We start from the raw sequence: 19,743 nt of genomic DNA, 5'->3' as shown, positions 1-19,743 counted from the left end.
CCCCTGCCAAGGTGTTGGGATACGAGGGTGACAGCCAGTCATGACCGCCAGTAACAGGAAACGGAGCACCAGCGCCGTACTCCTTGCCGAGTACGCACAGATCAAGGAAGAGCAGCGTGCACGTATCGGCTTCAGGGACAACCTGCTGTACGTGACTCTTGCGGCCGTGACCGCCGTCGCGGCCGTCGCCGCGCAGACGGACTACCCACAGCTGATCCTGGCCCTTCCGGTGGTGTGTCTTGTGCTCGGATGGACGCACCTGGTCAACGACGAGAAAATCTCAGCCATCGGGCGCTACGTCCGCACCGAGCTCGCGTCCCGACTCGCAGAGGCCACAAACGTGGAGGAACCGCTGTTCGGCTGGGAGACCTACCATCGCAGCGATGCCAGACGGGTCTCGCGCAAGACCACACAGACAGTCGTCGATCTGGTGGCCTTCCTCGTCACTCCCTTTGCCGCACTCATCACCTTCTGGTGCCACAACACGGATAGCGCCCCTCTGGTCGCGGTCTCCATCCTGGAAGCCGCCGGACTCGTCGTCCTGGGTGTGCGGTTCCTGCAATACGCCGAGAGGTGAGATGCTGCCCGACGCCACGGACTGAAAACTCTTTCTGAGGCGTTCCGGGGTTGATGGAGGCTCGGCACTCGTCTTGATCACTGATATGCGTCTGCTGGCTCGATTGTGCGGTTCTACAAGTCGATCTTCATTCTTTCGGGCGGAGAGTCCAGTATCTCTGCGCAGGGGAAGGGCCGTCGGGGCACGCCGATGGTGAGCAGCAATGAGCCCGGAGCAGGTTCGCCGGCGAAGACGGCGTCGAACGCGGCGGTGAACTTGCTGTCCCGGTCCCGGATGAGGAACCGGAAGCATCCAGCCCTGTCTCCGAGGTGCATGAGCAGGTTGCGGGCGAGCTGAGTGACCCATGCGCCGCTCGGGTGAGCGGTGACACCCAGGACGTGGACGCGCCGGGTGGCAATCTCCATGACGAAGAAGACATAGAGATGTCTGAGGAAAACGGCCTCCACGTGCATCAAGTCACAGGCGAGCAGCGTGTGGGCCTGGGAGTGCAGGAAGGAGCGCCAGGTCTGCTGGGAGGCGCGTCGCGGTGCGGGCGGCAGGCCGAAGCGGCGCAGGACGCGGCGGATCGTGGCGGCGGCAACCCGATGACCGAGCCGCCGCAGCTCGCCTTGGATCCTGACATATCCCCAGGTGGGGTTCTCTCGCGCTAGGCGCTGGATGAGCGCGACTGTCTCTTCCGGTAACGGTGGCCGACCGGGCCTGGCTGGTGCCTGTCGCCATTTCCAGCGCACCAGACGGCGGCGCCAGGTCAGCAGGGTGCCCGGGGTGACCAACCGATGGCGGCGCAAGGCGGATGGCAGGTGCCGGGCGAGAGCGGAGAGCACGGCACGGTCAGCCCATGAAAGCCGCGGCCGCTCGATCTGTCGGCGCAGCACGAGGAGGCAGCCCAGCAGGGGCAGAAGATCAGGTAACGCAGTCGCAGACCCACGATCACTGATCATGCCCATACGTGGGCGATCACAAAGCTTCAGGTCAACCACCGTGCGTCAATAAAGACACCCTTCAACCCGCAAGGGTGGCTTACCAGCCGACTCGAAGACAACGTCACCTGGATGAACAGAGCCACGCCAGGCCGCGGCCCCGGCAAACGCCCGCAACTTCTACACCCTCACGGCCGAGGGCTACCGCGCCGCTCGGTACGAAACACAACACCGCACCAGGGCCTGAAGAATCCGACAGATCATCCGAACAAACCCCAACAAGAAGCCTGGACAACACCGAATAGAGATGTCGTTGCCCAAATGCCTTGTAATCAACTTGTCGTTCGGACCAACCGCTAATGAGCGGCGAGGATCTCCTCAAGAACGACCGACGCATCCGCCGGGAGGCCGTCGCCATCGCGAACCGCTCCGGCGCAGACGACCAGGGCCTTCCAGAGTGCCCAGCCTTGTCCACGCTCCCAGGTCGCCTCGTCTACCGCTAGCCGATCGCGGAACGCGGCGCGGCTCTTGCCGGTCAGCATCGTCCAGGCGATCGACAGATCGCAGGCCGGGTCTCCGACTCCGCAGGTGCCGAAGTCGATGACAGCCGCGAGCGCACCGTCCTTCACCAGAAGGTTCCCCGAGGCCATGTCACCGTGGAACCAGGCTGGCTTACCATCCCATGAGGCTCGCAACGCCCGTTCCCAGATCTCCTCGGCGGCCTCGATCCGGATCAGGCCGCCCAACGTCTCCAGGGCTGCCCGGGCCCACCCGTCGTAGGTCGTCAGTGGTCCGCCTCGGAACCAATTGTGCAGTCCCGGGCCCGGTCCACCTGTCGGGTCGATCCGCTGCAGAGACACGAGGAACTCCGCAAGGTTGATGGCGAACGCCGTCTTGTCCCCGACGGCGGCACGGGCCGCAGGCTCGCCACCGATCCACCGATAGACCGACCAGCTGTGCGGAAAGCTCTCATCGGGCACGCCTCTGGCCAGCGGAACCGGGACCTCCAACGGCAACGCGGGTGCGAGCACCGGCAGCCACCGGTGCTCCTTCTCCACCGCCAGCGCGTACTCCTCGGCAGTCGGTAGCCGCACCAGCATCTCGTCACCGAGGCGAAAGGTGCAGTTGTCCCAACCCTGCGCATCGACCGGCCGAACCTCAAGGTCGGACCACTGCGGGAACTGCGCGGCGATCAACCTGCCCGCCACCGCGGCGCCGACTGGTTTCCGGTCCGGCAACGGTAAAACCTCGGGCGTCTCGTTCATCGAAGGCGACCGTACGACGCCCCATCGGATCACCACAAGCGATTTCCGATCGTCCCGAACTCAGTCCGGGATGTCCGTCCCCCGGCCCCAGCGGCTCGAAGCAATGCACCCCAGCCGCTGCCCCGCCAAACGCCGCACCTACTACACCTTCACAGCCGAGGGCCACCGAGCCGCCCGGCGCGAAACCCAACACCGCACCACCGCCTGAGAAGTCCGACAGATTTATCGGACGAATCCTCGACAAGATGCCTGGACAGCACCCCAAAAACGCCAGGTCACGTTCCCACCGACCGACAAGTCAAATCGGAACCTACACTCGGCCCGAGACACTGAACGAGCGGGCGGCCCCGGCTCACACCCGGCCTGGCGCTCACCGAGCTTCCCCACTCAGTTGGCGACTTGATCAAGTGGGGGACGAGTAGACCTGGTCGTTTTCCGGAATCCCCATTAACTCGAGCGACGGAGCCGACGACTGCCAGTCCGGGTGCATGCCTCCTACCAGGGCGGATGACATTCTCGGCAGACGCAGCGTCGAGACCGCGCTCGACATGACCGACCACAAAGCGGCGCTCGCTCGGCCGTGCCCGGAGTGCTCCGGCGAGCTGGTCATCGAGCCCGGGGCGGGAAACGGCCGACGGTGTGGTGCTCGGACTGCGGGCGTACCTGGCACGAGCCAGAGCCCGCCGCGGCCTGACGGCGGCCGGGCTCGACGCGTGAGGCGCGCTGCCCTGGCCTACCGCCTAGGTGGCACGGACAGAGGAACCGCTTTCGGTTGCCCGTCCCATTGGGCCAACAGCTTTACCGGAATGGGCTTCCCACTCGCTCCTGGCATGCGCAATCCGTGGCTGTCATCGGGCGGGATAGTCACGCCCGATGATGGCCAAGTGAAGGCATACGGCAGATCCCGCCCCAAGAAGCGGACGTTTTGAGCGACGGCGTCACCGGCGTTGCGGACCCGATATCGATCGCCTTTCACGTGTTCCACCACCAGCCTGACCTTAGGCGCGGCAGCCCGCCGCCGCTCCTCCGCCTCCTCGCGCTGAAGCGCGAGCGAGTCTTCCGCAGCGACGGCTGAGCGCTCCGCCGCATCCGACGAGCGCTGAGCCTCTCTGGCCGAATCCTTCGCGGCGTCAGCGGACCGCTTGCCCAACACGTAGCTGACCGCCACCCCGACCACCGAAAAGAACAGTGCTACCCACGCGGGCACATCCCCCATGTCCATGGGCGGACGATAAGGGATCCCCCCCCAAGCACAGGGGTCACCACCAGGTCCGGTCCGCCGCTACGCCACTCGATCAGCTCCGGATCGTCGAGCCGGGCGTCCTCCGGGGCGCCGGCGCGTCGCAGGAACTCCAGCAGATGAGTTGGCCCGTGCGCGAGGCCGACGATCTCGCCCCGGATCGTGACCCGCCGACCACCGCTGGGCGACGGCGGGTGCACGATGACGGGCGGGCGCTCGGTCATGTGTCCAGCGTGCGCCGGTGACCAGGCCGGCGCATCCCAGAGTCTCAGCGTCAGGCGGGGCGGACTGGGCCGAAGTACGCAGGCGACAGGAACAGAGCCTCGAACGCCTTTGAGCCGCGCCGCTGGCGTAACCACTCGCACAGGGGCGTCAACAGCCCTGTGATCATGGCCGTGAGTACGGTGGCGTGCAGGTCCTCCGCCTCGTCGCGGCCGACCTCGGCGAGGAACCTCTCGTACTTCGCATCAATGACCCGCTCGAAGCCGCCCAGGGACTTCAGGAATGTCTCCGCGGCCGCGCTCAGCGCCGCCGCGGCGCACACATCGGTACGGGCCAGGTCGTCGGTGTCCGCCACGGTCAGGCGTCCGGTGATGTCCCGGAACGCGTACCGGTGGATGGCGTCGACCGGCTCGGTGACGCCGTACTGCCGGGCCGCGGCCCGTGCGATGGTCCGGGCCGCGCGGTCGCACGCGCCCTCCATCCTGCGAGACGGACGTCGGAGGCTGACAGCGGTCCCGGCCCACCGGTCGCGGTGACTCGGGCCGTGACGAGCCTGCTAACTCGTTCCGGTTCGCTGCCCTGTTCGGGCTGATACGTCGACGCTACGGGCGTGCGGCCTTGCGTTGTCCGGCAACCGCGCGGTCGCGCACCTTCGTGGCTGCCGCGGTATGCGGGTGGGTGCCGCCGAAGGTACTCTCGCAGGCTCGTACGGCGTCATCGCCGAGGTGCCGCACGTCGTCCCATGTGAGCTTCTCCGGTCGAGCGGTGGTGACCGTTCGCCCCAGCCACTTCACCACGATCGCTGGGAACATCCCGACGCCTCGCATCTGCGGTGTATCCCCCCGTTGGAGAGAGGTGACGATGTCCGCCGTCACTTCGGCATGCGCCAGGCGTATGAGCGCGTCGTCCTCAGGGCTGTCTCGGTCGAGTCGTAGCTGGGCGAGGTGGGGGAGGACATCGTGAACCAGTCCGAGCGCCTCTTCCCACCGACGTTGGCGCACTACAGCCTTCGCGCGGTGCATCTGAGCGACCATACGGCCCGGATGGTGCGCGCCCTGTGTTCTCCACAGAAGCCCTACGGCAGCGTGCAGTAGCCGCTCGCTTTGCTCGTAACGCCGCATGTCGTAGAGGGTGTTGCCCATCGCGTGCTGTACTTCGGCCATGAAGCCCAGCACGTCGCACTGCACCGGGGAGAGTTCTCTGGTGAACGGACCGCTCGCGTTCTCCCTGAGGATGTCCCTCGTACTGGGGCCGGTTCGCCCGGCCAGCGACAGCCCGTGTGCGTGGGCATCCTTCTCCGCCCGAGCCAGGACCTGTCGGAGCACTGCCTCAGCTTCGGGGAAGTCGCCGCAGCCCCTGCGTAGTTGGCCGAGCGCCAGGTCGTCCTTCAGATCGCCTCGCCCGGTCTTGACGATCTGGACCGCGAGCGGCAACCCCTCCTCGTACGCGCCCAGAGCCAAATAAGCGTCCCGCACCCGGCGCGCGGCCGCGACGGCTCGTGTCGGATTGTGGCTGTCGCGCCACAGCAGTGCCATCGCGTGCGGCGTGAGCAGGCGTAAGGTGGAGCCATCCGGAACCACCGTCACCGCGTGATCCAGAAGAGCGGCGGCATACGCGCACACCTGGGCGTGTTCATGGGACATTTCGCGTGCGGTCTCCGCCTGCGTGGCTGCGTCTCTGCTGACGCAGGGCACGGCGGGTGCGCCGGGTTGTCCGGACGCCGTGACGGAACGGACGGTGAAGTGGCTGAGATCAGCTGATACGCGATCCGCGGAGAGGTCCGGTATGCCGACCGAGGCGATGGCTGCGGGGGACAGCACGTACAGAGGCAGCGGCGCGTCCGCGAGGCAGGACAACAGGTGCCGTACCGATAGGGGCGAGCCCTTCCGCGGGGTGCTAAGGGCGCCCTCTCGCTGTGACGGAGGTACTCCATCCGATGAGGTGAGGGAGGCGGTAGCCGTCGTTGGAGACGCCGGTAGCTGACGGATGACGGCGACGGCGGCCGCCGCGGCGTGGGCAGCCGCCCGTGGCTGGTGTTCGGCATCGGCGTCCGGATACTTGTTGCCGTCGGCCTTGTCGCTGATGCCGCGTATGGTCAGCGCGTCGATGTGACCGATCTGGGCGGCGTGTGCCATTCCCGCGCTTTCCATCTCGATTGCCGCGACGTCGTTGTAGTGCGTATGCACTTGTCGACGCAGTGCGGAGGCAGAGGAGTTGAGCACTACGTCCCCGGCTGCGATGGGCTTGAAGTACACCTGTGGTCCCCGCTGCCCTTCGGCGTTCCCCGAGGCCGGCTCCGGCCGCCACGACGCCGAACGCAGGGCGAGACGGGCGGTCTGCAGCAGCGCGTGGGAGCCGGCCCAGCCCTCCGGGCGAGCCATGAACCCTTCGGGGGTGTCCTTGCCTCCGTGGATGGCGTGGACCCGGGTGGCGATCACGACATCGCCGAGCTCCACGTCGTCTTTGAGCGCGCCGGCGACACCGACGAACAGCAGCGCGCCGGGGGAGAAGAGCTGGCGGGCCTGCTCGGTGACGACGGCAGCCGGACGATTGCCTTCCCCGAGCTCCGCCAGCGCCACCTGCCAGGGTGTCCCGTCCAAATCGCCCACTTCGAAGACCGTTCCGGTCTGATGGCGAACCACGTCACAGCCGGTCAGGTACTGGCGCACCGACTGGTATTCCAGACCCAGTGCCGTAAGGATCACCACTGTGCTGCGCAATCGCGTCGCCCCGGTCATCCAGGTATCTACGCCCATCAGTACTGTATAGCCCTCTCCCGGCGGGGGCGTTCGGGCGGGGCTCGCGCGACCACCGGAGCGATGGCGCCTCTTCCCGGCGATGAGCTGCCTGCCTCGACCGGGGCACCGGCTGCCGGATCCACGCGCCCGTCCGTGCCGACGGACGGTCTCGCACCCTCCTGGCCACCGGGAACCCTGTACGTGCCAAAAGCCTCATCCGTGCTGCGCGCACCCTGTGGGTGCCGAATATTACATCCGCCCTGGTCAGGTGCCGGGTGTTCTTGAGGGGCTGGTAGCGGTCTCATAGGTTTCGAAACCTGCATAGTTGCGTTGTTCGGTGGCTCGCGATGCACCGCGTCGAAGTTGCTCCATGTGCCACTTGACCGCTTCCGCCTACGGCGTCGTACAGACCTTGACGGCGCGGCAGATCCGCGAGAGTCTTAAAGTAGAGCATAGAGGGAGAATTGCCGCGCGACTGGGGGTCAAGGGGTCGCAGGTTCAAATCCTGTCGTCCCGACCAGCGTTTTCGCAGGTCGGAGGCCGTTTCCGCGGGTAGCGGGAGCGGCCTTAACCGTTTCCGGGCTGGGAGCAATGGGGAGCCCTCGTGCTCCCAACTCGCGGACGTGTCAACGGTGCCCGATTTGCCCGTCACCCGATCCGGTAGACCTACAGCGTCGTACCGCGCCCCTGCATGCCGTCGTCAACCGTAGGCCCCTGAAGTCACCCCATCGATCCGGATGCTCTCTGCATCGAGAGGCATAAGAACCCCTTGTCGGCTCTCGACCTCCTTTCAGGGTGGGAGCACGGAGTCGCGCTCCCCATGCGACAGGGATGGGGGGACTGTCGGTGATGTCGCTGAGTCGGTTTTCGCAGGCAGGTCGCACGCGGGCGTCCTGGTCGTTGCGAGCGACCTGCGTCAAGGCGAGGCAAAGCCCCTTGGCGTCCGCCGGCAGATAGGTCACTCCCAGGGCGCGAGTGCCGTATCCGGCTCTGGAGCTCCACCACCTCCCCAAAGACAGGCTGCGGCACCTTCTGCTGCTGGTCCGGCCCGACACGGTGTTGCGCTGGCACCGTGAACTGCTCAGGCGACGCCATGCCGCGACCTGCCTACCCAGACGACGTGGACGCCCACGCACCATCCGGTCGGTCCGCGCCCTCGTCCTGCACCTGGCCAGAGAGAATGCCTCGTGGGGATATCGCCGGATCCACGGCGAACTCGCAGCCCTGGGGATCAAAGTCGCTGCCTCCACCGTCTGGGAGTCTCAATGCCGAAGTCAAGCCGCTCGCGTCATCGGTGGGGCAGGGGTGAAGACCCGGTTGTCGCGTAGGAGTGCCCACAACACGCTCGCTCGTCGGCGGGCCAGGGCGATGACGGCCTGGACGTGCTTGCAACCCTCACCTCGCTTCTTGAGGTAGAAGTCCCGGTTCGGCCCCTCACGAGTGACGCTGACCTGCGCGGACATGTAGAACACCCGTCGCAGGCGTCGGCTGTAGCGCTTGGGCCGGTGCAGATTGCCACTCCGGACCGCGCGCCGACGCACCGGTCGCCCACCCACCCGGCAGCGATCAAGAAGCTCGTTGTGCGGCTGGCGAGGGAGAATCCGAGGTGGGGGCACCGGCGGATCCAAGGGGACCTAGCCCCAATGCCGGTGACTTAGCGGCGCGCGCGAGCCTTTGACCTGCGGCGATGTCCTCACTGGCGGGGTCTGGAAGGCTGCAAAGTCACCGGCATTGGACCTTGTAGGTGCCAAGAACTACGTCCGTGCTGGTCACGCAGCATGTCGGTACTCGTGCAGGAGGCCGCTGAGGCGATCGCGTCGATGGACGTGGAGATGGGTGAGTTGGTCGGGGACGGTGATCGGTTCGGGTAGGGGGTGGAGTGGTGCGGCGCTTGCGAGAGTGCGGTGAGGTCTGTGCTCGTTGTAGAACGCCTCGTACTCGCGCAGTGCGTGGAGGAGATGGCGTTGGTTCCAGATGAGGGTGCGGTCGAGGAGTTCGGTTCGGCATGACCGCACCCAACGCTCCGTGATCGCGTTCATGCGCGGCATCCGGACGCCGGTCTGGACGACCGCGATACCCTCGGCTTGTAGGACAGTGTCGAAGGATGTCGGGTATCGAACGTCCCGGTCCCGGATCAAGAACTTCACTTTGGTGCCTGCGTCTTGGAGATCCATGGCCATGTTGCGGGCGAGCTGGGTGACCCAGGTGGCGGTGGGATGTGCCGTCGCGCCGAGGATCCGCACGCGGCGGGTGGCGTGCTCGATCACCGCGAGGACGTAGAGCGTCGCTCCATTGAGAGTCTTGGTCTTGAAGAAGTCGGCGGCGAGGATGGCTTGGGCCCGGGAGCGCAGGAAAGTCGCCCAGGTGGTGTGGTCGCGTTCGGGCGCTGGTTCTATGCCGTGCTCCTTGAGGATGTTCCACACGGTACCGGCGGCGACCTTGATGCCGAGGGAGGCGAGTTCGCCGTGGATACGCCGGTAGCCCCAGCTGGAATTTTCTCGTGCCAGCCGTAACACCAGGGCGCGGATGGAACGAACCGTGCGAGGTCGTCCCGGGCGCTTGGGGCGGGATGCCTTCGCGTGGCGGCGGCGCAGCAGGTCACGGTGCCAGCGCAGCACCGTGTCGGGAGTGACGATCAGCGGTAGGGCGAAGATGTATCCGGGGAAGGGGGCGGAGCAGAGCGGCCAGCAGCGCGCGGTCTGGCCAGGTGAGCTTCGGTTTGTCGGTCTGTCGCTGCAGCACGGTGAGTTGGTGGCGTAGGGCCAGGATCTCGGCGTCTTTGTCGTGCTCATTCCGCGGCAGGAGCCGTATCAAGGTGAACACGTTCGTCAAGGTCAGGTAGAGCAGTCGCAGCGGCACTCCACCATGCTGGTGGGGGAGAGGCTGGGTCGGCAACGAGGTTGGCGGGTCCACCGCAGCGCTCGCCCGTCATGACCAGATCGGATGAGGTTTTTGGCCCCTACAACGCCGCACCGGTCCAATCTGGCGCGAGTTCCTCTCTACGCAGGCGACCGGCCTGATCGCCTGCGACTTCCTCCACATCGACACCATCAGCCTGCAACGTCTCTGCGCCCTGGTCTTTCTCGAGCACCGCACCCGGCGCCTGCACATCGCCGGCGTCACCGCACACCCGATCGCGGCCTGGGCCACCCGGCAAGCCCGCAACCTCGCCACCGACCGCGGTGAGCGCCAGCCTCGCGAGAGCGCCTGTTCTGGCGACTTCGCCGGTCGACCTCCGGTACACCGCGCGCACCACCTGCCACCAGGGCGGATGACCTTTACGGCAAGCGCAGGTTGCAGCGGCCGGGCGTTCGCGGTGTCCTGGAGGGCGTCGGCCGCTGACCGCATCATCGGCCGCCTCGGGCCGTCGCTCGCGCTCCGGCCCCGCACGCGGTTCCGCCATTCCGCCGTGGTGATCGTCGGCGGCATCCTGGCCGGCACCGGCCCGGCGCACTGGCACTCGCACCGGCAAGGGCCGGCTCGCGTCCGGAAGAGCGTTCCGGCCTCCGGCGGAGATCGGTCTTGGGGCGGGGTGGCGGGTGTGCCATGGTGATCGCATGACGTGGAACGGTGAGGAGTACCAGGCCCGGTTCGACCGCATCGCCGTCGAGGGAGGGGATGTCCATGGTGAAGCCGCGCTGGTCCGTTCCTTCGCCCCGTCCACGGTCCTCGACGCGGGCTGTGGCACCGGGCGCGTGGCCATCGAGCTGGCCCGCCACGGGATCGCCGTGACGGGCGTGGACGTCGACGAGTCGATGCTCGCCACCGCCCGGCGCCGGGCGCCGGGGATCAGCTGGTACCAGCGTGACCTGGTGGCCCTCGACCTCGGGCAGTTGTTCGACGTTGTGGTGATGGCGGGCAACGTCCCCCTGTTCACCCCGCCGGGAACGGAACCGGCCCTGGTGGCCGGGGTGGCCGGTCACGTCCGTCCGGCTGGGCGCTTGGTCGCCGGGTTCTCCCTGAACCGCGGTTACACGCTGGACGACTACGACGCTCACTGCCATGCGGCGGGACTCACCCTCGAAGCCCGGTACGCGACGTGGTCCCGGGACCCTTACACCGGCGGAGAGTACGCCGTTTCCGTGCACCGTAGGCCGTGACCGGCCACCACCGGGCCCGGCGCTCAGGACAGTGCGCCCCGGAGTGCGTCGGCCAACTCCGCCGGACGGTCGCGCAGCAGGTTGTGCTCGGCGGCGATCAGCGCGGTCGTGTGGCCGCTCGTCGTCAGCGCCGCCCACGCGGCGATGTCCTCCTCGGCGACGGTCTCGTCCTCCGTGGCGCGGATGGTCAGGATCGGCGACGCCACGGGTGGCCATCGGGTGGTTCCGGCAAGGTACTCGTGGGTCGCCCGGTAGTCTGCCCGCAGAGCCGGAGCCACCAGCTCCAGGACGTCCGGGGCGTCGAGCAGCTCGGCGGGCAGGTAGCCGTCCGCGACGACCTGGGCAAAGAACTGGTCGTCCGGGAGGTCCCAGCCGCCGGCGGCCGTACGGACGGGCGTCCCCGGCGCCTGTTGCGCCGAGACCGCGAGCAGAACGGCGGTCTCCGGCTCCAGCGCACGGGCCGTCTCGTACGCCAGCACCGCCCCCGACGAGTGGCCGTAGAGGATGATCCGCGCCTCGCCCGCGTGGGTACGGATGGCGTCCGCCAACTGCTTGGCCACGGCCGGGAGGTCGGCGATCGGAGCGTGGTCGAGCAGCGCCTCCCGCCCGGGCAGACGGATCGCCACCGGGTGGGGGTCCGGAGCCAGGGCCCGGCCCAATGCCAGCACCGCCCCGACGCCGGCGCCCGCGTGCGGGAACAGGTATGCCACCCGTCCCGGCTGCTCGGCGGGCACGAGGTCCACCAGCCAGTTCTCGCTCACCGCAACTCCTTCGTCTCTGCCGGGTCCAGGACGGCGGCGAGGGAGCGGAGGTAGTCGCAGGCGGTGTCCAGAAGGCGTTCCGCCTGGCCGCCGTCGCCCGCGTGCGCCAGCCGCAACCTCACCTCGTCCCCCGTCGTGTACGCGCTGAACTCCCAGTGAAATGGCCTGGGGTTATCCGGGGCCCGGTCACCCCGGTGCGGCAGCGGGACCTCCACCAGGCTGTCGTCGCCCCGTCCGGCCCTGCCCGTGAACACCGTTCCGAGTCTGCCCAGGTAGTTCACGCTCACCCACGGGCGTTCCGCCTCCGCGCGCCGGGACCGAACGGCGGTGTCCGAGGTGCCGTACCGCACCAGGCCGTGTTCGAGGGCATGGCGTGAACGGGCCTCCCGGGCACTGTCGAGCACCTCGCGCGGCTCGGCATCCGGTGCGGCGTCGACCAGCACGGGGACCAGGGTGGTGAACCAGCCCACTGTCCGCGACAGGTCCGCACCGCCGACCACCTCCTCTTCGCGACCGTGCAGTTCCATCACGACGCGGAGCCCGCGGCAGCCCAGTTCGGCGGCGGCGGCGCCCGCTGCGGCTGCCAGCACGGCGTCAGCCGGGTGCGCGCCCCGCCTCCGTAGGCCCTCGAGCAGGGAACGGGTGTGCACCGAGTCGAGCGCGCGCTCGACGACGCGGGTGCTGCCCTCGTACGTCGTGGGCGGCGGGCCAGGGGTGGCGCCGGGTGTGTCGGCCCGTACGGTCGGGCCGAGGCGCCTGGCGAGGTCGTCGGCGTGCTCCGCCAGGGAACGCGCCCACCGGTGGTAGGGGATGGGCACCGGGGGCAGCCGGACGGGATCTCCCGCGGCGTGGTTGACGCAGGCGGCCCGCAGGTCGTCCAGGAACACGCCCCACGACAGCACGTCCACCACAAGGTGGTGCGCGGTGAGGACCAGCAGGCGGCTGCCTGCCGCGTCCCGGATCAGCGTGGCGCGCAGCAGTGGCCCCCCGGTGATGTCGACGCCCCGCCTGGCCCGGTTGATCGCGGCGGACACGGCATCGTCGTCGGGTGCCGTCACGTCCTCGATCGCCACGGTCTGTGCCGTCGGATCGCTGACCTGCTCCCAATCCGTTCCCCGTCGGCGAAAGCGGTGGCGCAGCACGGCGTGGTGGTCGGCCACCGCTTGGACGGCGGTCAGCAGCGTCTGTGAGGCCAGCGACCGCGGTACGCGCACCGCGACCGACTGGTTCCAGTGATTCGCGTCGGGCAGATCCAGCCCGAAGAACCAGCGTTGGACCGGGGTCAGGGGGATGGACCTGCGCCGGGCGAAGGTCTCGCTCACCTTGGTCGCCCCGGCGGCCGAGGTGGTGACCCGGGCCAGCGACCGGATGGTCGGGTGGGTGAACAGATGCCGACGGGTGACCTGGAGCCCCTTTTCGGCGGCCTTCGTGGCGATCCGCACGGCCTGCACCGAGTCGCCGCCCAGCGCGTAGTAGTCGTCGTCCAGGCCGACGTGCCGGACGCCGAGGATCTCGCGCCACACGCTCGCCAGCGCGGCCTCGACCTCGGTCATGTCCTGGGCGGGCACGGGCGCCTGAGGGCCGGTGACCACTGGTGTGGGCGGGACGCGCGAGGCCTTGCCGTCCGGCGTCCTCGGCAGCCGCGCCTCGCACCGCAGTTGTCCGGGCAGGAGGTAGGCGGGCAGCTCACGGCGCAGCGCGTCCATCAGCTCGCCCTCGGACACCGAACCGTCCGTCTCCACCACCGCGACGGACCGTTCCGCTCCGCCTCCTGGAGCCGTGGCCGCCCGTACGGCCGGGTGGCCCCGCAGCACGCGCTCGACCCGGGCCGGGGCATGGTGGTAGCCGTGTTCGGAGTGGATCTCCGCGACCCGGCCGAGCACGACCAGCCTGCCGTCCTGGAGGAACACGCCGGCGTCCCCCGTCCGCCGCACCCGGGCATCGGGTGCCAGCGGATGACGGAGCGCGGGGTCCTCCCGTGCCGCCCCGAGCGGTACCGGCGCCCCCTCGGCACCGACGCAGATCTCCCCAGGCACCCCCGTCGGGCAGGCACGGCCCCACGGGTCCACCACGCACAGCAGCGGATCGGCCGAGGGCCTGCCCACGGGCACGATGCCGGTGACCGGTTCCACAACCGTCGCGGCATGGCCGGTGGGCACCTCCTCCTCGGCGATCACCGGTCCCCACTCGACACCGCCGTACCTGTGCACGAGGCGGCTTCGCGGAGCGTGGTTCCGCCACCGGTCGGCGAGGTCCGAGCCGAGGGTCTCGCCACTGACCACCAGGGTCCGCACCGACGGGGTGCCGCCGTCCTCGTCCAACCGGCCGAGGAGATCGGCCAGTTCGGTGGGGGTGACCTGGGCTGAGGCCGCCGCTCGCCCCCGGGCGAGTTCCGCCAGCCGCGTGGCGGGAGCCAGGGGCACGGCGGTACTCCCTGCCGCGAGGGCGGTGAGCAGGTCGAGTGCGAGACGGTCGGCCGTGCCGCGGGCGATCAGCACCTCGCCCCGCTCATCGTCGGGCACCGCGCCGGCGAGCGCCCGGTGTGGGAGCGCCATCGGCCGTCGGGCGCCGGTGGTACCGCTGGTGCGTACTACCAGCAGCGGCGCCCGCTGACCGTCGGGGCGCTCCGCCGGGGGCGTGAATGCCGCGGACGTGCCGTGGACGCGCACCGTGGGGGTGCCCGGGTCGTCCGCGGACCCGGCGATGTCCAGCAGGGCCGATGCCCCCACCTCGGACGGCTCGTCAGGCGCGTCCGTCTCCTCTCCGGTGACGGGAGCACAGACCAGACCGGCGCGCAGCACCCCGAGGCACGCGGCGGCCAGGTCGGTCGCCCGCTCTGCCCGCACGGCCACCACGGCGGGGCGGGCTGGGTCGGTGTGGTCGGTAAGAGCGGCTGCCACCCGATCCGCGACCCGGTCGATCTCGCCGTAGGTGGCCCTGTCCGTGCTGTCGACGATCGCCAGGGCCGCGGGGTCCGCCTCGGCCCACCGCCGTACACGGTCGGTGATCGGCTCACTGGGAGGCGCTCCAGTGAGCCCACCCGGGCGCGAGGCCGCCGCGGCAAGGGTCCCCAGCTCGGTGTCAGGCGCGGCGAGCAGGGTGTCCAGCAAGGTTTCGAACCGGGCCGCCAGCCGGCGCACCGTGGCCCGGGTGAACAGGTCCGCGTCGTACTCCCAGGTGATCGAGATCGAATCGTCGCCCTCGAAGACCGCACCCGCCAGATCGTAGACGGCTCCCGTGCGGCGCAGTGGGACCGTTTCGAGGGTCAGCGGGCCCAAGGGCACGCGTACGCCGTCGCGATCGGCGAAGAGCAGCGCGCCCACTCCGCTCAGTGCCGGGTCGTGCGCGGTGTTCTGCCCGAAGCCGACTTCCACCAGCGGTGCGCGACTTCGGTCGCGGGGTGCGCCCACCGGTCCCAGCAAGTCCTCGAAGGTGGCGCCGCTGTGCCCGAGCCCTGCCAGCAGCGTCTCGGTGACCGAGTCGAGCAGGGCGGAGAACGTCTGGTCCGGTGTCAGCTGGGCCCGGTGCACCACGGGGAGGACGAAGTAGCCGAGCACATCGGCGAACTCGGGCCGCTCGCGGCCTGCGGTGTTCACCCCGACGGCACTGTCGCCGCGTCCGGTGTGGGCGTGCAGCAGCACGTGGAACACCGCGAGCAACACGGCGAACGGGGTTGTCCCGCTGGCACGGGCGTGTGTGCGGACGGCCGTCACCCGGGTGGACGACAGGTCCTTCCGCAATGCCGAGCCGCGCTGCCCGCGCACCACTGGTCGGGGGTGGTCGGTGGGCAGGTCCGCAGGCGGGGGCGGAGGCGTCAGATGTCGCACCCAGTAGTCGAGGTCCTCGGCGCCGCGGGGTGTCCGGGACCGTGCGATCGACCAGGACGCGAAGTCGGTGTAGGTGTGTGCGGGGGCGGGCAGGTACGCCTCCGTGCCAGTGCTCTCCGCCGCGTAGACCACCGCCAGCTCCCGCAGCATGGTGATCATGGACCAGTGGTCCGTGATCAGGTGGTGCTGGGACACCACCATGACCGGCCCCTCGGCCGGTCCGGTGTAGAGCCGGACGCGCAGCGGCGGTCGTGCGGTCAGGTCGAAGGGCTCGAACGCCGAACGGACCAGGTCCTCGCGGTTCGTGCGGTCCCAGCTCGACGGCACCGGCACGACCGCGAAGTCCACGTCCGCCCCGGCGGACACCTGCTGCACGGGGGTGCCGTCGCGCAGGGGGAAGGACGTGCGCAGAACGGGATGCCGGTGGGCCAGGGTCGTCCACGTCCGTCGCAGTGCCTCCACGTCGCAGCCGTCGACCAGGCGCGCCGCGAAGGCCACCACGTAGGCCGACCCGCCCAGGTCGAGGCTGTCGGCGTGCCACAGCGACATCTGGTTCGGTGCCAGTGGGAATGGGCCCTCGACCGGTCCGTGCGGTACCGGGTCGGGGTCGTCCTCGGCCCCGTCGAGCCGTTTCACGACTTCGTCGGTCAGTTCCTCCAGCGTGCGTGCGCCCAGCAGAGAGGGCAGCGACAGCTTCACCCCCAGTTCCCCGTACACGGCCATGCGCAGCCGCAGCGCGGCGAGCGATTCCACGCCGGCCGCCCGGGCTGGGGCACCGGGCTCCACCGCCGAGGGTGCCGTGCCCACCACCTCGGCCACCTGGAGGCGCAGGTGGTCGCACACCTCGGCGCGCCGCCGGTCCGGGGGGAGCGCTGCCAGCCGCTCCCGTAGGCCGACCGTCGCCTCGTTCCGCTCGTCCGCGAGCCGGGCGGCGAGCACCGCGCGGCGAATCTTGCCCAGCGCGGTGCGCGGTACCTCGGCCACCACGCGCACCCGCTGGGGGACCGCGTAGGGGGGCAGACGCCGTGCGCAGTGCGCGAGGACATCGGGGGGCGCTGCCCGAGTGTCGTCGCGGAGCCGTACCGCCGCCACCAGCAGGGCTCCCCGGCCGGGCAGCGGGATGCCGACCACTCCGGCGTCGGCGATCAGCGGGTGGTCGACCAGCGCCTGTTCGACCTCGACCGGATTCACCTTGTGCCCGCCGGTGTCGATCAGCACCCGGGACCGCCCGACGACGGTCAGCCTGCCGTGTGTGTCCAGCCTGCCCAGGTCGCCTGTTCTGTGGTGGCCGCTTCCGGGGTCGTTGACCACGGCGGGGCCGGACACCACGATCTCGCCCGTCACACCCGGCGGCAGTGGGGCGCCGCCCTCGTCGGTCACCTGGATCTGTACGCCCTTCAGCGGGGTGCCGACCGTGCCCGGGGAGGGCTCCGCCCCGACGTCCCAGCAGACGCTGCCCGCCTCCGTGCTCCCGTAGGTCTGGCGTATGGGGAGGCCGAAGCGCGCCTCGAAGCGCTGCACCACGGCGGGATCGAGGAAGTTGCTCCCGGACAGGCACAGGCGCACCGTGCCCAGGTCGGCCGGGGTGTCCGAGGGCAGGTCGGCCAGGGCGTCGAAGATCTGGGGCACGGCGATCAACAGTGTGACGCGGTGCAGCGCCAGAGCGCGCACCACGGCTTCCACCGACGACGCGCCCGCGCTCCGGTCCGGCAGCACCAGCGTGGCCCCGGAGCGCACCGCCGCCAGCAGGCAGCAGAACTGTCCGAGGGCGTGGAACAGCGGCAGCGGGCAGAGCAGGACGTCATCGGAGGTGATGCCCGCCGTCGCGGTGATGTTGGTCGCCTCGGCGACCTGGTGGGCCTGGGTGCGGACGACGCGCTTGGGTTCGCCGGTGCTGCCCGAGGAGAGGGCGGTCACCCACGGGCCGTCCGCCGGTGATGGCGGGCGTCCCGCCGTCGACCGCGACGGGGAGAGGGGGGCGTCCACGGTGAGGACGGAGCAGTCGGCGAGTGCGGCGACGGGGTGACCCGACGTGGTGACCACGACGGCCGGCCGGCCGTCGGCCAGCCTCCGCCGCAGGACCTCTTCCGGCTGGTCCGGATCGATGGCCTCCACCGTGCAGCCCGCCCTGGCCGTGGCGAAGTAGGCGACCGCGAACTCGGGCCGGTTGTCCAGCGCGAGCAGCACGTGCGCACCGGGGGAGGCGCCCGCGCCGGTCAGTGCCGCCGCGAAGCGGTGCACGGCCGCCGCCAGTTCGCGGTAGGTCAGCGACCGCTCGCCCTGGACGATGGCGGCCGCCTCCGGGCGGGCGGTCGCTGTGTTCGTGACCATGTCGAGCACGGGGCTTGCGCTCACTGCTTATCCTCCGTCAGCCGCTCGGCCAGCTTGGCAGGGGTGGGGTGGACGAACACATCGCGCACGCTGACCCGCAGGCCCAGCCGCAGACCGATCTCGGTCACCACGGTCACTGCCCGCGCGGAGTCACCGCCGTGCAGGAAGAAGTCGGAATGGACGGTGAGACCGGTGGCGCCCAGGACCCGTTCCCAGACCCGCACCAGCGCCTGCGGGGTCGGCGCCGGACGTGGCGGACCCGGCCGGGGGCGCAGCAGCGCTCTCCGGTCGATCTTCCCGGCGGGGGTCGTGGGCAGCCGGCCGACCGTGCGCACCTCGGTGGGCACCATGTGGCCGGGCAGCAGCCGGCTCAGGTGGGCGCGGAGGTCGGCGGTGTCCGCGTCGCCGTGCCCCGGGTGCCACTCCACGAAGCACACCAGCCGCTCCGCACGGCCCGCGTCGTCCGTCGGAGCGGCCACCGCGGCCCGCCGGACTGCGGGATGGGTGACCGCCGCGCTCTCCGTTTCGCCCAGTTCGACGCGCTTCCCGAAGAGTTGCACCTGGTCGTCGAGTCGGCGCAGGAACTCCAGGTCTCCGGAGGGCAGTTGGCGGACCAGGTCGCCGGTGCGGAAACAGCGCTCCCCGTCCACCTCGACGAACCTGCGCGCGGTGCGCTCGTCGTCGCCGACGTAGCCGATGCCGACGGTCGGGCCGCCCAGGTACAGCTCACCCGGTGTGCCCGGCACGACCGGCGCTCCCCGCGGGTCGCGGACACTGGCCCTGATGTGCGGCAGCGGCGTCCCGATGGGCGGCAGGATGCCGCGGTCGGGCCACGCGGAGAGATCGCAGAACACCGCGCCGGCGACGGTCTCGGTCGGCCCGTACTCGTTGAGGACGCGGCTGGGGAAACCCGGCGGTGGGTAGGCGGCGAGTCGCTCGCCGCCGGTGCGGATGAGCCGTACGTCGCCGAGGTCCACGTCATCGAGACGGAATATCGCCTCCAACAGCAGCGGGGGGACGTAGGTCTGGGTGATCCGGTTGACGCGCAGCCAGTCCACCAGCGCGCGGGGCGACGAGCGATCGGTGTCGGCCGCGATGTGCACGGATGCGCCCGTGCTCAGGAACGGCCAGAGCTCGTCGATGGTGACGTCGAACCCGGGCGAGCCGATCTGCGCTCCGCGCTCTCGTGGTGAGGCGCCCACCAGCCGCGCGTAGGCGGCGACGTAGACGTCCAGCGCCGCACGGCTGATCAGGGTGCCCACCGGCGTCCCCGTCGATCCTGAGGTGAACAGGCAGTAGGCGGGGTCCTCCGGCCGGGCGCCCGGATCGTGCGGGGCGGGACCGTCCCGGGCCGGCAGCCCATCGGGCCGGACCGCGGGGACGTCGGCGGCCCCGGCCAGTTCGTCGTCGTCGGTGACCAGCAGCGCCACGGAGGCGCGCTTCAGCAGCAGGCGTAGCCGGTCCGGTGGCTGGGCCTGGTCCAACGGGGTGAAGCAGGCACCCGCGAGCAGTACGGCGAGTTCGAGCACGAACAGGTCCGCGCTGCGGGGCAGCACCAGTCCGACACGGTCCCCGGGGCGTACGCCGAGAGAGCTCAGGGCGCCGGCCGCCGCGCGGGCGGCGGAGTCGAGTTCGGCGTAGGTCAACCGGGTGCCCAGGTGGTCGGTGAGCGCCGGCGAGTCCGGCGCCCGGCGGACGTGAAGGGCCACGGCGTCGAGCATGTCCATCATTACCCCCTTTTTCTCGGGACCGGACGCGCACG

At 70.0% G+C, this 19,743-nt stretch carries 10 protein-coding genes and 4 pseudogenes; 4 read left to right on the top strand and 10 right to left on the bottom strand.

From position 1 onward, the window contains the following. The first annotated feature begins 40 nt into the window (after positions 1 to 40). A complete protein-coding gene (locus HYQ63_RS08950) occupies positions 41 to 577 on the top strand; it encodes a hypothetical protein (RefSeq protein WP_123107489.1) in 537 nt (178 codons plus the stop codon). Between the two features lie 113 nt (positions 578 to 690). Here the strand turns inward: HYQ63_RS08950 and HYQ63_RS08945 are convergent, their stop codons facing one another. The 5 genes from HYQ63_RS08945 to HYQ63_RS08925 form a co-directional block, all read right to left on the bottom strand. Beyond that, entirely contained in the window at positions 691 to 1,557 is an 867-nt protein-coding gene (locus HYQ63_RS08945; RefSeq protein WP_257231755.1) for an IS3 family transposase, read from the bottom strand. A 296-nt stretch (positions 1,558 to 1,853) separates the two neighbouring features. Continuing rightward, positions 1,854 to 2,762 carry an aminoglycoside phosphotransferase family protein gene (locus tag HYQ63_RS08940; protein WP_179933330.1) on the bottom strand — a complete coding sequence of 303 codons (909 nt, stop codon included), beginning with the start codon at positions 2,760 to 2,762 and terminating at the stop codon, positions 1,854 to 1,856. Positions 2,763 to 3,495: 733 nt separating this feature from the next. Continuing rightward, positions 3,496 to 3,984: a hypothetical protein gene (locus tag HYQ63_RS08935; RefSeq protein WP_179933329.1), complete on the bottom strand. Its 489-nt coding sequence runs from the start codon at positions 3,982 to 3,984 to the stop codon at positions 3,496 to 3,498. Positions 3,985 to 4,276: 292 nt separating this feature from the next. Then, positions 4,277 to 4,705 (bottom strand): hypothetical protein, encoded by a 429-nt coding sequence (locus HYQ63_RS08930; protein ID WP_179933328.1) that lies wholly within the window; start codon positions 4,703 to 4,705, stop codon positions 4,277 to 4,279. A 121-nt stretch (positions 4,706 to 4,826) separates the two neighbouring features. Further along, positions 4,827 to 6,980: a hypothetical protein gene (locus HYQ63_RS08925; RefSeq protein ID WP_179933327.1), complete on the bottom strand. Its 2,154-nt coding sequence runs from the start codon at positions 6,978 to 6,980 to the stop codon at positions 4,827 to 4,829. Between the two features lie 978 nt (positions 6,981 to 7,958). Here HYQ63_RS08925 and HYQ63_RS44565 point away from each other — a divergent pair. Then, positions 7,959 to 8,222, top strand: a pseudogene (locus HYQ63_RS44565) (integrase); the annotation flags it as partial. Between the two features lie 14 nt (positions 8,223 to 8,236). Here the strand turns inward: HYQ63_RS44565 and HYQ63_RS08920 are convergent. Together HYQ63_RS08920 and HYQ63_RS08915 are read right to left on the bottom strand one after the other, a co-directional pair. Next, positions 8,237 to 8,506, bottom strand: a pseudogene (locus tag HYQ63_RS08920) (IS110 family transposase); the annotation flags it as partial. A 225-nt stretch (positions 8,507 to 8,731) separates the two neighbouring features. Further along, a pseudogene (locus HYQ63_RS08915) lies at positions 8,732 to 9,821 on the bottom strand (integrase core domain-containing protein). Between the two features lie 88 nt (positions 9,822 to 9,909). Here HYQ63_RS08915 and HYQ63_RS44560 point away from each other — a divergent pair. Both HYQ63_RS44560 and HYQ63_RS08910 read left to right on the top strand, forming a co-directional pair. Further along, positions 9,910 to 10,152 (top strand): annotated as a pseudogene (locus HYQ63_RS44560) (integrase); the annotation flags it as partial. A 367-nt stretch (positions 10,153 to 10,519) separates the two neighbouring features. Beyond that, positions 10,520 to 11,062: a class I SAM-dependent methyltransferase gene (locus tag HYQ63_RS08910; protein ID WP_179933326.1), complete on the top strand. Its 543-nt coding sequence runs from the start codon at positions 10,520 to 10,522 to the stop codon at positions 11,060 to 11,062. Positions 11,063 to 11,085: 23 nt separating this feature from the next. On the opposite strand, the gene HYQ63_RS08905 is transcribed toward HYQ63_RS08910, so the two are convergent. Genes HYQ63_RS08905 through HYQ63_RS08895 form a run of 3 tightly spaced genes read right to left on the bottom strand, consistent with a single transcriptional unit; the run spans position 11,086 to position 19,690 of the window. Beyond that, the gene (locus HYQ63_RS08905) at positions 11,086 to 11,823 is read right to left on the bottom strand and encodes a thioesterase II family protein (RefSeq protein ID WP_179933325.1); all 738 of its coding nucleotides are present in this window, start codon (positions 11,821 to 11,823) and stop codon (positions 11,086 to 11,088) included. After that, complete coding sequence (locus HYQ63_RS08900; RefSeq protein ID WP_179933324.1) at positions 11,820 to 18,005, bottom strand: condensation domain-containing protein; 6,186 nt, start codon at positions 18,003 to 18,005, stop codon at positions 11,820 to 11,822. The genes HYQ63_RS08905 and HYQ63_RS08900 overlap by 4 nt, the downstream gene beginning before the upstream one ends. Then, complete coding sequence (locus HYQ63_RS08895; protein ID WP_179933323.1) at positions 18,002 to 19,690, bottom strand: non-ribosomal peptide synthetase; 1,689 nt, start codon at positions 19,688 to 19,690, stop codon at positions 18,002 to 18,004. The genes HYQ63_RS08900 and HYQ63_RS08895 overlap by 4 nt, the downstream gene beginning before the upstream one ends. Positions 19,691 to 19,743 lie beyond the last annotated feature (53 nt).

This window comes from Streptomyces sp. Rer75 (assembly GCF_013414305.1).
Taxonomy (GTDB): domain Bacteria; phylum Actinomycetota; class Actinomycetes; order Streptomycetales; family Streptomycetaceae; genus Streptomyces; species Streptomyces himastatinicus.
Note: the sequence above shows the minus strand (reverse complement) of the source record. Positions and strands in the feature narration are given on the sequence as shown.